The sequence below is a fragment of the Paenibacillus sp. J22P90 genome, assembly GCF_059692195.1.
The window spans coordinates 358,514-374,043 of sequence record NZ_JCAUAY010000003.1 but is presented as its reverse complement, the minus strand read 5'-3'; the positions used below and the strand labels follow the sequence as shown (position 1 = coordinate 374,043).

At 42.8% G+C, this 15,530-nt stretch carries 9 protein-coding genes; all 9 read left to right on the top strand.

The window, feature by feature from the left end:
• Positions 1–20: 20 nt before the first annotated feature.
• The 9 genes from AC58UX_RS11965 to AC58UX_RS11925 all read left to right on the top strand — a co-directional run bounded on the left by AC58UX_RS11965 (position 21) and on the right by AC58UX_RS11925 (position 15,217).
• On the top strand, positions 21–2,603 hold the full coding sequence (locus AC58UX_RS11965; RefSeq protein ID WP_497252784.1) for an exo-rhamnogalacturonan lyase family protein: 2,583 nt from the start codon (positions 21–23) through the stop codon (positions 2,601–2,603).
• Positions 2,600–5,071, top strand: a complete 2,472-nt coding sequence (locus AC58UX_RS11960; protein ID WP_497252782.1) for a glycosylhydrolase-like jelly roll fold domain-containing protein — start codon at positions 2,600–2,602, stop codon at positions 5,069–5,071. The genes AC58UX_RS11965 and AC58UX_RS11960 overlap by 4 nt, the downstream gene beginning before the upstream one ends.
• Before the next feature lie 250 nt (positions 5,072–5,321).
• Positions 5,322–7,091: a sensor histidine kinase gene (locus AC58UX_RS11955; protein ID WP_497252780.1), complete on the top strand. Its 1,770-nt coding sequence runs from the start codon at positions 5,322–5,324 to the stop codon at positions 7,089–7,091.
• Positions 7,084–8,589, top strand: coding sequence for a response regulator transcription factor (locus AC58UX_RS11950; protein WP_497252778.1), 1,506 nt, complete (start codon positions 7,084–7,086; stop codon positions 8,587–8,589). Before AC58UX_RS11955 ends, AC58UX_RS11950 begins: the two co-directional genes overlap by 8 nt.
• Positions 8,590–8,730: 141 nt before the next feature.
• Positions 8,731–10,080 carry an ABC transporter substrate-binding protein gene (locus tag AC58UX_RS11945; RefSeq protein WP_497252776.1) on the top strand — a complete coding sequence of 450 codons (1,350 nt, stop codon included), beginning with the start codon at positions 8,731–8,733 and terminating at the stop codon, positions 10,078–10,080.
• Positions 10,081–10,162: 82 nt separating this feature from the next.
• Positions 10,163–11,029 carry a carbohydrate ABC transporter permease gene (locus AC58UX_RS11940; protein WP_497252774.1) on the top strand — a complete coding sequence of 289 codons (867 nt, stop codon included), beginning with the start codon at positions 10,163–10,165 and terminating at the stop codon, positions 11,027–11,029.
• Positions 11,026–11,856, top strand: coding sequence for a carbohydrate ABC transporter permease (locus AC58UX_RS11935; protein ID WP_497252772.1), 831 nt, complete (start codon positions 11,026–11,028; stop codon positions 11,854–11,856). Before AC58UX_RS11940 ends, AC58UX_RS11935 begins: the two co-directional genes overlap by 4 nt.
• 133 nt (positions 11,857–11,989) lie before the next feature.
• Positions 11,990–13,534: an alpha-L-rhamnosidase-related protein gene (locus AC58UX_RS11930; protein ID WP_497252770.1), complete on the top strand. Its 1,545-nt coding sequence runs from the start codon at positions 11,990–11,992 to the stop codon at positions 13,532–13,534.
• Between the two features lie 18 nt (positions 13,535–13,552).
• Positions 13,553–15,217, top strand: a complete 1,665-nt coding sequence (locus AC58UX_RS11925) for a glycoside hydrolase family 3 protein (protein ID WP_497252768.1) — start codon at positions 13,553–13,555, stop codon at positions 15,215–15,217.
• Positions 15,218–15,530 lie beyond the last annotated feature (313 nt).

Genomic DNA, 15,530 nt, shown 5'->3' with positions numbered 1-15,530 from the left:
GACAGAAGGGAGAACATCCGATGTCGAAATTGGATCTAAGATGGCTATCGCCAAGAAATGCTTCAAAAACCGCTGTCAGCTTCGGCACGCCTTGGTCTAGAGGCGCTTTGGCGCCCGGAGAATCGGTAGTGATGAAGGATGAGGCAGGGGAAGGCATCCCCATTCAGACTAAAATCAACGCCTTTTGGCCCGACGGTTCCGTGAAATGGCTGCTCCACAGTGCGGTATTAGATAGCAGCAAAACGTTCAGTATCGACAAAGGCGAAGGCGTAAGCGCAAAGACTTGTATTTCAGCTTCCCAGACAGGAGCTGGTTCTGTAATTGTAGAAAGTGATCTCCTTTCATGCACAATTCAAAAGGGAAGCATGCTGATTACTTCTTTGCTCCGAAAAAATACCGATCAAATGCCCGTCTCTGCTCAGTTGACCGCCTATATCGAGAACAGAGAAGAGAAGAACGGTTTAGAAGCAATCTCTGTCCACAAACTTGTTGGCCAAACAAATAAAATTACTCTAGAAGAGGAAGGACCATTACGGGTAGTAGTGAAAATAGAAGGTGCCCATAAGTACGTGAATCGTGACGAGGAAATATTTCCGTTTGTCATTAGGCTCTATTTGTTTGCGGACAGCGATGAGATCAGAATGGTGCACAGCTTTGTATTTAATGCAGATCCCAATAAGGACTATTTAAAAGGACTAGCTGTCCAATTCCATATGCAAGCCGGAGGAGAACTCTGGAACCGTCATGTTGGCTTTGCCGGAGATACGGGGATGTTCTATGAAGCTGTACAGCCTATGTACACGTATCGCGGCATTCATCCACTTTATGAAAAGCAGCAAAAAGAAGCGCAATTCGTCTTTATTGATCCTATCCAGGAGACTAGTTTTTTGGAAAATGTAAGGGATAATTCATCGTGGGGGAACTTTAGGCTGCAACAGGATTCCTGTGACCATTACAGCGTTGTGAAAAGTACCAAGCCGGGATGCGCATTCATTCCTGCAGCACAAGGGAACCGCTCCAAAGGAGCGGTATTCTTCGGAAATGAAAGTGTAATCCTGTCAGCTGCTGTTAAGGACTTCTGGCAGAAGTGTCCGATGGCACTTGAGATTACAGGCGCGACGGAAGAGTGCCCTACCTTAACCGTCTGGCTATGGAGCAAATATGCAGAAGCGTTTGACTTCAGGGCTTATGATACAGTTCAGCATCAGTTTTCTTACGGGGAAATTGACAATCATCCAGAGGGAATTGCCAATACCAATGAAATTTTTATCAAAATGTTTGATAAGATGCCAGGTAAGAGGGCTATTCTTGATTTCGCCGAGGACGTACAGACGGATTCTCTATTGATTGCCGATTTAAGTTCATATGAGAATACCAAGGTATTTGGTACCTATTGGTGTCAACCGAAGGAAGAGAAATACCGTAACGCAAAACATGAGAAGGCGTTTCTAGAGTTCCTTGACTATTACATCAAGGAAGTCGAGCAGCGTAGGTGGTTTGGTTTTTGGGATTACGGTGACGTCATGCACACCTACGATCCAATAAGACATACTTGGCGCTATGATGCCGGTGGCTTTGCCTGGCAGAATACGGAGCTATGCAACACCTATGTCAACTGGCTTGCATTTTTGCGTACCGGAGATTACAACATCTTTCGTTTTGCACGGGCGATGTCGCGGCATACAAGTGAGGTGGATATGTACCATCTAGGTAAGTATGCTATGCTTGGCAGCCGTCACAATGTACGACATTGGGGCTGCAGATGGAAGGAAGTACGTATCTCCATGGCAGGTCATCATCGATTCTATTATTATTTAACCGGTGATGAAAGAATAGGCGATGTCATGGACTTTGTTAAAGATGCTGATTATGCCATGCGTGATAAGAAAAGTACGGAAGATGGATATGTTCAAGCCCGTACGGGACCGGATTGGTCATCATTCGTATCCAATTGGATGGTACGTTGGGAACGATTTAAGGACACCCGATATCGCGACAAGATTCTTGCAGGTCTAAATAGCATTAAGCAGGCGCCGAATCGACTCTCTTCTGGCTCACACTTTCTTTATGATCCAGAGAGTGGGAAGATGAACTATCTGAGTGAAGGAAACTACCAGTATCATATGGTGATCTGTTTTGGGGGACCTGAAATATGGTTCGAGCTAGCGGATCTCATAGAAGATGATGATCTCAAAGATATGCTTGCACAGTTCGGAGAGTATTTTATTATGACCCCAGAGGAAAGGAATTTGAAATCGGGTGGACTCTTTAATGAGAGTAATGATCAGTCTTGGGGCGGTCTGAGATTCGCTATACGTATGGTAGCTTATGCGGGTTATTGGTATCGGAACCCTGTACGCTTGCAGCAAGCGTTAGAGATGCTGGACCAAGAAGCAGACCATAGCTCAAATACACCGGGCCGAATGGATGAAGAAGGCAGCCTTGTTTATACAGAAGTTGAAGATACGGAATATATCCGAATGATCCAGGAAGTTGATTATGCTAACACGAATGGGATTTCACAGTGGAGCTTGAATTATATTGAAACGGCCAAGCTTCGGGAGATGCTGGAATTACAGTTAGTAAAGGAGGCTGTACGTTGAAAGAACTGGAAAATTTGAAGCAACAATTTTTAGATCCGCCAACCGAATTCAGCCCTATTCCTTTTTGGTTTTGGAACGACGATTTATCACGTCAGGAAATTATACGACAAATTCAAGACTTCCATTTGAAGGAAGTGGACGGGTTTGTTATTCATCCAAGAATGGGATTGCCACGCGCAATCCCTTATTTATCGGAATCATATTTCGAGTTGGTCGAAACGGCTGTTGCCGAAGCCGATCGATTAGGGATGAGAGTCATTCTTTACGATGAAGGTATGTATCCTTCAGGCTCCGCATGTGGGATGGTCGTAAAGAGTAATCCTCAATTTGCTAGTCGTGGACTACAGCTTAGAGAGTATCCTTGTGAGGGAAGGGAAGGAATGGTAAGAATTCCGATTTCCTTGTCTCCAGAGGAGACCCTTGTATCGGCTCAAGCTTTGAGGAAGTTGAATGAAAATGAAATTGAACTGGAGAGTACGATAGTTCTTGGCGTAGATCAAGAAAGTGTTCAGTTCATACCACCGGATACCGGTAAGTGGTCTGTGCTTCTTTTTATTGATACGGTTTCCAAGGGGACTGTTCGTGGTGTACATCCCGGGCAGGACGATGGGGAACCTGATGCTCCCTTAGCCTCGGACTTGCTCAACCCGGACGCGGTACAAGCCTTTATTACACTGACACATGAACAGTACTTTAGGAAGTTAAGCTGTTATTTCGGAACGACGATTTTCGCGATGTTTACTGACGAGCCAGATTTGCTCGGTCGTGGGCACGTTAAGGGTCTTAAGCCATGGACTCGAGGGTTCATGAACGAGCTCAATGCGAATGGCGGTAGCGAGCAAGAATTGTCGGCGCTTTGGTTCGATGCTGGCGAAGCGACTGAAAGAATTCGCGATGCCTTCGACACAACGGTTCGTAATCGGTTGTCACGTACTTACTATAAGCCACTTGCCAAATGGTGCGAAGCTCACGGAATCGCATTGACAGGTCATCCGGCTGCTAGTGACGACATCGGTCTGCTAGCAGATTTTCAAATTCCTGGTCAAGATGTTGTATGGCGATATGTTGCTCCGGAGGGTGGCAAATCATTAACGGGCGTACATAGTACGATGGCCAAATGCTCGTCCGATAGTGCAAGACATCGTGGGAAGCGAAGAAACATGAACGAAAGCTTCGGTGTCTGCGGAATCGAAGGAGGTTGGTCGCTGACCGCAGACAACATGAAGTGGTATTTGGATTGGTTATTTGTGAGAGGTGTCAATCTGATATGCCCGCACGCTTTTTACTATTCAATCCGTGGAGAGCGAAGGGACGAACGGCCGCCTGACGTCGGTCCGAATAATATTTGGTGGCCAGAATATGCACAGTTCTCAAGATATATTAAACGGTTGAGCTGGCTTATGACTGATAGTAAGAACGGTGCGGAAGTAGCAGTTCTTGCTGGAGCTGACTATCTTCCGTGGAAGATTGCTAAACCGCTATATGAGTCACAAATTGAGTTTAACTATTTGGAAGAGTCTCTTCTGTGCAATCATGGTCAATGTAATGACGGGACACTAGAAATTGGTGATTACCGATACAAAGCAATTCTAATTGAAGGTGGTAGCTGCTTTTCGGCAGAAAGTTGGAGACAGCTTGAAGTCTTTCGAGAGAATGGTGGTTTGGTCATCGAACTACCTGAAGATCACGGAAATACGCCAAATATCGGCCAAATTAGAATCGAACAGGTGGAGAGAATTTCAGAAGAGCTGGAATGTGCACTAGGAAGAGAAATCGAGATTGAACGAGTGTCTGAGTCGATTCGAACTAGCTGTGTAACTAAGGATGGTATTATGTTCTATACCCTTGTAAACGAGGGGGAGGACGCTTACGAAGGTGCGCTATTAACTAAGCGCTTGGGATATACAGAAATTTGGCATCCATGGACAGGTGAATGCGAAGAGGCGCCGAGCGAAAGAATAGTTGACGGACAACGTTTAACACTTCGTATTGAACGCAGAGAATGTTTGATCATAGCTGTGGATTCGAGCAGAGAGTCCTCGTATTTTATTACGGAGCCTTACACGGCAGAGTTGATTAAGGACTTGTCGGAGGGCTGGAACGTACTCGATGGACCTAACCCGAGGGAGATAACGACTCTAGCATCATGGACTGAATGGGGCGGTATGGAACAATTCTCAGGGACGGTCATGTATGAGAAATACTTTGAACTCGAAGAGTTGTTCCAATGGAAGGGGGTTGAACTTGACCTAGGCTCGGCACATGAGTTGGTCCGATTATGGGTGAACGATCGGGAAATTGGAGTTAGAATGTGGAGTCCGTATACTTTTGATATTGGCCGCGAGTTGAGTAGTGGAATGAACATCCTTCGGGTTTCTGTTACAAACAGTTTGGCTAATTGTTACGATAGTAAATCGTATCCTTCTGGTTTGCTTGGTCCAGTACATCTTAATGGAGTAAAACGGTGATTCTACAATAATGAGCGGTAGAGAATTAAAGCGATTGTAGGATGAGTATTGTTGCATTGAAGGGGTAATATTTTATTATTGAGCCTTACGAAAAAATCGTAGGGCTTTTGAAATATCCAATAACCAAAAAAAACGGACACTTACCCAAAAAATAAGCACATTATGTAATTAGTGTTGATCTAGTTATAATACCTGTATAGCGCTTTGGCTATCTCAAATTAGATACAAAAATGGATGGGGGATGCACAATATGAAGAGCAGATTGCGGTATCTCATATCAAAATTCCGGTTACAGCGGCTTCGAAGCCGGTTTCTCGTTGCTATGATCGTTATCTCTTTGCCTCCAATTATAATTGTAGGGTATATTTCTTTTGATATTGCCAAGAACACACTGATGGAAACGAATGCGCAAACTTATGAAAATCATTTGGAAACATCCAGTGAAGTGGCGGATTTATTATTTCGCAGCATTATTAATATGAATCGCTCCATTGTAGTGAACAATGAGGTGCGAGAAGTATTGTCCAATAGCAATACTTCGAAGAGTACTGAACCTGATTTGTCAAGTGAATGGAACTCAAATAAGCTGCAAAAAGCAATCAATAACAATCAATTTGATACCAAATTTGTAAACTCTATCTGTGTATTTAATTTGGAATTCAAGACATTCTGTGCGGGACGCTCTGATGATGCAGGGGTTTATGAAAAGCCAGATAAAATAAAGCTCATTCGGGAAACTGCTTGGTACCAAAGTGCCTTACAGGACCAGGGAAAGGTTGTTTTTCTTGGTTATGATGTACTAGATAATTCGAAGAATTCATTTTCAACAGTAAAGTTATTTCGAGATGCATCAAGCCCAAGTGGACAAACGATTGGTCTATTAGTTGTGAATATATCAACCGACATTTTCACCAATATTTTTAATGAAAATAGCAATGCCGGTGGTTTCATGGCGCTGGATAATTCACCTGAAAGAAGTAAAGTCGTGTTTAATAACGGTCTAACAGACAATTCCGTGCTCAAAGAAGGAGACAGTACATCACTTATTCAGCAATTGGAGCAACGGGGTTATCTCATTAGCCAATACCAGAACCAATCGACCGATTGGACATTTATTCATTTAATTAAAGTGAATGAACTACTCAAGCAATCGAATCAAATTAGGACAATTACAACACTCATAGCTGTTTCTATGGGAGTTATTGCACTGTTGTATTCTATTTTTATATCCGGCAGTATTACCCGTCCGCTGCTTCAGATCAAAAAAATGATGGTAGATTGGACGAAAGGAGCTCGTGAATTTGAGGAGACTTTCGAACAGGACGAGGTAGGGACGATAGGGGAAACCTTTAAACGCGTTGTCTCAGAAAATAAAGAATTAAACGAGCAGCTGATACATTCACAGTTAAAGGAGCGAGAGGCGGAGCTTCGGGCGCTGCAGGCGCAAATTAAGCCGCATTTTTTATATAACACATTAGATTCGATCTATTGGATGGCGGCTTTGCAAAAGAATCATGATGTTGCTCAGATGGCAATTTCCTTATCAGAGAGCTTTAAATTAAGCCTGAATAAAGGAAAAGACACCATTTCCGTCTATAAGGAATTAAAACATATTGAGCATTACATGACGATCCAGAATATTCGATATCAGAATCGGTTTAAATATATTGAAGAGGTAGAGCCAGCCTTAATGGGTATGGAAATTATGAAGCTCTTGCTCCAACCTCTTGTTGAAAATGCTATTTATCATGGCTTAGAACCTAAGGTAGGAGAGGGTATGATTCGCCTTACTGGGAAGAGGGAAAATGGATATCTTATTTTTACCGTGGAAGATAACGGTGTAGGGATAGCCGATTTGGCTGCGACGGAACAAGGTTATGGTTTGAAAAATGTAAGAGAACGATTGACCTTGTTCTATGGAACGACCAGTTCGTTAACAATTTCGAGTGTGGTTAATCAAGGCACTCAGATCCAGATTCGTTTTCAATTATTCGGTGAAAAGAGGGATACTGATGCTTAAAGCTGCAGTGTTCGATGATGAATATATCGTGCTCCAAGGCCTACGTGAGATGATAGATTGGACAAGCTTTGGCATTGAACTCATTGGAACGGCTGACAATGGCCTGTCAGCACTCGAAGTTTTTCGCGAGCATCTGCCTCAGCTAATTTTGACTGATATACGGATGCCGGGTATGGATGGGCTTCAGCTGATCGAAGAGATTTTGCGGGAAGCGCCTGAAACGTTATTTATTGTATTCAGTGGGTTCAATGAATTTGAATACGTGAAAAGAGCTATTAATCTCGGTGTCGCTGATTATTTAGAAAAGCCAATTACGATTCCAACGATTGAGAAAGCGATCCGCAAGGTGATGGATAAGATCAGCCATCAGCAAGAAGTATTGGAGCTTAAAACGAAAGTAAGCAGCAGCCAACGAGATCTTATAGAGAAAGCGACATTCGATTTACTATTTATCGGTGTAGAAGCGGAAGAGAAGTGGAGGCACATTTATGGAGTGGGTACACAACCCATCTTTGGAGTGACGGTCCTCGCAAGTGAATCAGAACGGTTACACATGCCAGAGAATACGGACTATTCAGTAATTCCGCTGCGTCATGGTGATGAGAGATTAATTGTATGTGTGCATACACAACAGCCTACCCTTGAGTTCTGGGAGCAACTGCAATTGGAGTCCGAGCAAGCTGAAATTTCTGTTGGAAGCGGTCGGACTTATGCTGAGCTTAAAGATGCAGCACATAGCTTTAGAGAGGCACTGCGTGCGCTGCGATCAGCTCATTTTCTCGGAGAAAAAGGGGTTGTACGTTTTGAGGATTTAGGTGAATTGATCACGCGGCCAGAGGGCTTAAACGAACGAGAGGAAGCCATTATTCTGAGTTTGCGTTCTGGAAATAAAAAAGGCATGCTCGAGCATATTGACCGTTTTATTACGTGGATCCAAATGGAAAAGCTTGATAGTGAAGTAGCTGAGCATGAGATGCTTAAGCTGCTTTATTTGACTCTCGAAGAAGCGAGAAAGTCAACGGGGGACAATGTGAGTCACATTCCTGAAGCATACCGTCCGCATGTGGAGTTTCGGGAAATGGTGGCGAGAGGGAAAATGAAGGAGTGGTTTCGCAGTCAATTTGAGATGATTCTAGGTAGTGCGATTGATACTCGTGAGCAATCTAAGCATTCATCCGTCACACATGCTCGTAATTATCTGGAACAAAACTATACGCGAGATGTTACGCTCCAGGAGGTAGCAGAGCATGTCGGTATGAATCCCACCTATTTCAGCATGTTATTTAAGGAGGAAGTAGGTGAATCGTACATTAAACATGTGACACGTATGCGCATGGAACTTGCCAAGACGCTGCTTAGCCGCGGCTTGAGAGTGAATGATGTAAGTGAGAAAGTTGGGTACCATACTTATAGACACTTCTCTGAAGTATTTAAAAAATATACAGGATATACACCTGGGCAATTTAAAGATCAGCTAATCAACCCCTCAGGAATCTAAAAAATACGGACATCGATCAGAAGTATGACGCACTGCCTATGGTTAGGAAAAGCGATTAAGATAAAAGCACGGGGAAAACGAACTCGTGTCGAACATAGGAATCAATTGATCCTAACCAAGATGACTAAGGGGGATTTGAAGATGAGTAAAAAGACAACAAAATGGATTGCCGCAATGTCCACTTCTGTATTATTAGCTAGTGTGGTAGCTGGCTGTGGAACGACATCCACATCATCCGAAGATACAAAAGGGAAATCAACAGACACGGTTACAAAAAAAACAGATGAGAAGGTAACCATCTCACTTCTAATCGATAATACACAGGATTCTGTCAATGCTGCCAAAGGGATTATCGCGGCATTTGAAAAAAAATATCCGAACATTCATGTTGAACAAGAAACTCGTCCAGGTGGCGGTGAAGGCGATAACATTGTCAAAACCCGTCTAGCTACGGGAGATATGACCGACGTCTTTTTCTATAACAGTGGATCACTTATGCAAGCGCTTAACCCAGAACAAAATCTACTTGACCTTACTAATGAGCCTTTCCAAGCGAATGTGATTGATTCTTATAAACCAACTGTCTCTTCTAAAGGCAAAGTTTATGCGGGCCCAATTGGCTCAACAATGGCTGGCGGTTGGTTCTACAACAAAAAGATTTATGCTGACCTAGGCCTCTCCGTGCCGAAAACATGGGTAGAATTGATGGCGAATAGCGAGAAAATTAAAGCAGCCGGTATCACGCCTGTCATCGGTTCTTATAAAGATGATTGGACGTCACAACTTGTTGTTTTAGCGGATTATTACAATGTACAAGTCACCAATCCGAAGTTTGCGGATGATTATACAGCGAATAAAGCTAAATATGCGAAAGATCCAGCGGCACTGAAAAGCTTTGAAAAGTTAGAGGAAATTGCGAAAAAAGGGTACATGAACAAAGATTTCTTAGCAACAACGTATGATGCGGGATTAAAAATGCTTGCGGAGGGCAAAGGTGCTCAATATCCGATGTTATCTTTTGCAATACCAGCGCTCCAGCAGAATTTCCCAGATAAAATGAAGGATATCGGCTTCTTTGCACAGCCAGGGGATAGCGCGGCGACGAATGGTTTGACTGTGTGGATGCCGAGTGGTGCCTACATTTATAAAGCAACCAAACATGCAGAGCAAGCTAAAAAATTCGTTGAATTCATCGCTTCCATGGATGGTGTTGCTGCTCAGTCGGCTGCTTCCATGCCATCAGGTCCTTATCCAATTAAAGGTTCTAAGCTCCCAGATAACGTCGCACAAGCAGTGAAAGATATGACTCCTTATTTTGATGGCAACAAAACAGCACCAGCTTTGGAATTCGTATCGCCAATAAAAGGAGCAAGCTTGCCGCAAATTACAACAGAAGTCGGTGCAGCGATTAAAACGGGCAAACAAGGTGCAGAGGTCTATGATAAAGATGTTGAAAAAACTGCTAAACAATTAGGTCTTCAAGGTTGGTAATAACAAAAGATTAATTAGAAGGAGTCGGCGATGCGAGGTTCATGCAGGACCGACTCTTTTCTTAAACTTAGGGGTGATCTCGGTGGCAAAGGTGTTCAAACGTACGTACTCATATGCTTTTCTTATTCCTGCAGCCATTATTTACTTATTAATTTTCATTTTTCCTACTATAATGTCTTTTTTCTTTAGTTTAACAAGATGGAATTTGACGAGCTGGACGTTTATCGGTTTGGATAACTTTAAAATGTTTTTCCAAGAAGCTTCACTATTAATAGGATTTAAGAATACCCTCGTATATGCCGTAGTTACTTGTGTATTGAAAGTAGTTTTGGGATTGTTACTTGGCGTTTTTCTAACTTCAAAAATAAGAACCAAGGGATATCTGCGGTCTGTCATATTTTTCCCAACCTTGCTAAGTACCATTGCAGTCGGAATTACATTCAGCATGATGATGCATCCAACACAGGGCTTAATCAATACAGCATTAGCGGGAATTGGAATCGTTGGTCCTGACTGGTTAGGTGATACCCGTATAGCCCTACTGTCCGTGGCGCTTGTGGATGTTTGGAAAGGCGTAGGTTTCGCTACTGTTATTTATATAGCAGGTATTCTCTCCATTCCTCAAGAGTATTATGAAGCCCTTGAAATGGATGGTGGTGGGGCGTTCCGTAAGTTTTGGAACATTATTCTTCCGTTAAGCCGTCCAGCAACGAATTCTGTAATTATTTTATCCTTTATCGGTGGCTTGCGTTCCTTCGATCTCGTTTGGGCTATGACGAAAGGTGGACCTGGTTTTACGACAGACCTTATCGCTTCCATTATTTATAAACAGTATCAAGGTGGTTATTATGGTCTGGCAACAGCGGGGAATGTGATCTTATTCATAGTGGTAACGGCGTTAGCTCTTCCGCTGTATTCTTACCTGAACAGAAAAGAGGCAGAACTATGAGCAGAAAAATAAAAGGTCTAGGCATTGAAGTCATTGCCATTCTTCTGACCATTGTTATCTTCTGGATTCCATTCTACTTTGTTGTTGTCAATGCATTGAAGGATAAGAAAGAATCTTCTTTATTAAATTTAGCATGGCCTTCAACCGTTCATCTCTGGGATAATCTGAAGGAAGTGATAACAGCTAGGGACTATATGCTTTTGCGTGCCTTTTATAACAGTACTTTACTAACGATCTTATCTATTATTGTGTTGATTCTTGTTTGCGCCATGGCTGGATTTGTAATGCAGCGTAGAAGTGACCGCGCCACTCCATGGCTCAATTTTCTTGTCCTGTCTGGACTAATAATACCACCAGCCATTGTACCTACAATCTGGGTGTTGGATGGGCTTGGTTTGTTTAAAACATTGCCAGGACTGGTTCTCGTAGAGGTTGCACTTGGATTTCCTTTTGGCGTCTTATTGTACAAAGGATTTATGGCAGGCATTCCTCGTGAAGTAGATGAAGCTGCTGTGGTGGATGGAAGTAGTGGATTTGGACTGTTCTATAGAATCATTTTGCCACTTCTACAGCCCGTAACGGCAACCATTATTGTCACATCATCTGTCGGGATATTTAACGACTTTACAAACCCGCTGTATTTCTTCCCTGGAGCTAAAAATGCGACAGTACAACTAACTTTGTATAACTTCCAGAGTCAGTTTGTCACGCAGTGGAATTTGCTATTTATGAATATTTTACTAATCACTTTACCGCCTCTCATCTTATTCATTTTCTTTAACAAAAAAATTGTAGCAGGTATGACAGCAGGCTCGGTTAAAGGTTAAACGTGGGGATGTTGATTAGGAGAATTACATTGGACAATTTACTGGGAATGAGCCTACGGAAAACTCGTAATTGCTCGCAAAATTAGTACTCATAAAAGTGGTCTGAAAGATTAGATAGGAGTGTTGGAGTGTTATGGGAATTAATCAAAAATTTGTAGAGTTAGCTGAAAAGCTTACTCCCGACTTGCATGAGTCTATTGTTTTGCCTAATTCAGTTATTGAGGTTGTTGCTGATGATGAGGCGTTTCAAGGGTGGAGAACACAAGAATCGGGGAGTATTTCAGATTTATATTCAAAATCCTTTGGTAAAGATGAAAGTTTCATTCTGGATTTTGGTGATCATCAGGTGGGTTATATCTCACTTTCAATCAAGTCTGTGGGGAGTCCGCAAGATGCCCCACTTGGGTTAAAGCTTATCTTTGGCGAGATGCCATGTGAGGTGGCGGAGTCTTTTGATAGCTATGATGGTTGGTTAAGCAAATCTTGGCTGCAGGAAGAGACGATCTATATTGATGTACTTCCTACAGTCGTAAAGTTGCCTCGTAGATATTGTTTCCGATATGTAAAAATGCTGATTATCGATACATCCCGTAAGTTTACCGTCTCTTTTAGCGATATTCATTGCACGGCGGTTACTTCCGCCGACGTAAGGGAACTAACGCCTCTGCCAGTAAATGTTCCAGCAGACTTACAGGCTATCGATGCCATAAGCATCAAGACTCTTCAGGACTGTATGCAAACTGTGTTTGAGGACGGACCTAAGCGGGATCGTAGGCTATGGATCGGGGATTTAAGATTACAAGCTTTGGCAAACTATGAGACCTTTCATCATTATGATCTGGTGAAGCGATGCTTATATTTGTTTGGCGGAATGACACTTGATGACAGTGCTGTTGGTGCCTGTGTCTTTGAAAAGCCAAATCCGTTAGTTGATGATACGCGGCTTTATGATTACTCACTATTCTTTGTTGCGACTCTATTTGATTATTTTGAGGCTTCCAAAGATAGGGCAGCGTTAATTGATCTATGGCCGGTTGCTCTAAAACAAATTCAGATAGGCTTAGAGCGACTAGATGAATATGGATTGGTGCGTGATGATGAAACGTGGTGGTGCTTCACGGATTGGCATCCAGAGCTTAATAAACAAGCATCAGCACAAGCTATTTTGTTGTATTGTCTCAGAAGGGGCCTTGTACTAGCGCAAGAGTTGGAAAAAGATCAAGAGGCTACATTCATTTCCGAACAAATTGATCTTGTGGCCAGTAGTACACTGCAGCTTTTATGGGATGAGAAAACAAGTTTTTTTGTAAGTGGAGCAAATAAGCAGGTTTCATGGGCATCTCAGGTGTGGATGGTTCTGGCAGGTGTGTTGAACGAGGAGGAGAATGGTCAGTTGATGGATCGGCTTTTTGATTCCTCGCCAGAAATCGGTATGACAACGCCATATATGTACCATCATTTAATTGAGGCTTTATTTGAAAGTGGCAGACCCGAGAAGGCTTTGGAGCAAATGAGAGCGTATTGGGGAGAAATGGTCAAAGACGGAGCGGATTGTTTCTGGGAAATTTACAACCCTAATGATAAAAAGTTATCGCCTTATGGCAGTAATTTAATTAATAGCTATTGCCATGCATGGAGCTGTACACCTACTTATTTTATTCGAAAGTATTTACTGTAACGGGAGGTCGTACACGAAATGAAAGAGGACCAACTCAGGAAAAAACCGTTTTATTTAACAGAGTCTGACGTCTCTTGGGTGATTGAAACGCGTGATGGACTCAGCTTGGAAGAGAAAGTCGGACAGTTATTTGTTGTGGTTCAAAAGCCATTTTCACTAGAACCTGAGGATATATTAAGCATTAAACCAGGTGGTGTGCATCTCTTCGCTTTTAGCCCTGATGCTACAAAGGTCAATCAACAGGGGAAAATAGCGGAAATGCAAAGCCGGAGCAAGCTGCCCTTGCTAGTAACTGGAGATTTAGAGTCTGGCGGATTTGGCGGCGCTGTTGATGGAACGAATCTTGGAATGAACATGCAGGTAGCGGCTACGGGCAAGCCAGAACTGGCTGAAGCATTTGGTAGAGGAATTGAAACTGAAGGCTCAGCAATCGGCTTTAATTGGGTATTCGGGCCTGTACTGGATATTAACTATAATTATCAAAATCCAATTGTTAATACCCGTGCTTTCGGAGACAACCCTGAAGTTGTAAAAACGTACGCAATCCCAGTTTTAAATGGCGTACAGGAAAGCGGGCGAATGGCAGCCTGTGTAAAACATTGGCCCGGAGATGGAAGAGATGACCGCGATCAGCATAAGGTTTTGACTGTAAACGACATGCCAATGCATCAGTGGCGAGAAACCTATGGACAAGTGTACCGTTCAGCTTTTGATGCCGGTGTAAAAAGTGTTATGAGCGCCCATATAGCGCTTCCCGCTTATTATGAGGAGCTTGGCATTCATGATGTTAGAATGCAGCATACGCCAGGTTCGCTTTCTTATGAACTCAATGTGAAATTACTTAGAGAAGAACTCGGCTTTAACGGGTTAATCATTTCCGACGCAACAGCGATGGTGGGCATGACAAGCTGGGGACCGCGACATGAAATCGTTCCTCAATGCATTGCTTCTGGTGTAGATATGTTTCTATTCACAGCGGATCTCAAATACGATTTCGAAGCCATGCTTCAGGGGGTCAAAGATGGCATTATTACAGAGGAACGCTTGAATGAGGCAGTTACAAGAGTACTTGCATTGAAAGCTTCGTTGGGGCTGCATATGGATAGACCAGATCTGCAAGATTTAGTTTGTGCAGGATGGGATGAACATGTGAATTTAGCCCAAGAAATAGCTCGAAACTCTGTTACGCTAGTAAAGGACACTCAAAACTTATTGCCCATTTCACCTGCAAAACATAAGAGGGTTTTGCTCATTTCATCTGGGAGCGAAGGCTCGATATTCACAGAGAATGGTGAAGGCGGCATCGGCTTTGTGCAGATGCTGGTAATGGAAGGTTTTGAAGTAGTTAGAAATTATCACCTTAAACAAGAAGAAAATGATATTGATCTGGTCATATATGTGACGCAAAAGTCGCCGAACTTTATGCAGAGTTCGCTGAGGTTGTCACCTGAGGAGGCAGGAGGTATCTTTACTTGGTACCCTACCTATGTACCGACGCTGTTCATTTCGTTGGGTAACCCCTATACCTTATATGAGATGCCTACGATGCCGACCATGATTAATGGCTATAATGCCTCGTCGGTTGTTCAACAGGAGATTATGAATTGTTTGCTTGGCAGACAGCCTTTCGTTGGCAAATCACCTGTGGATGCCTTTTGCGGATCTGCGTTGGCTAGGCTTTAAATAGACAGATCGTCGGAGGTAGAATTCCTCGGATTATATAGTTAGAGAAGGGCCGGGACTCCGAAAGGGGGTGCCGGTTTGTTTTTATTTTCTATACATATTGCAATTTTGCACTTAATTCCAGGGGAGAAGCCTCTATCAGCATCTTTTTTAGATGAATTATTAAAGTATTAGAAAATTAAAAAAATATTATCTTGTTGTAGCCATTTTTAAAATAATCTTATTGTTGGAAATATGTAGAGTCATTATTATTCGTTGTACGGTGAGTCGATTAAAGGAGGAATTGTAACCGCTTACTAATCTATTGGTGATA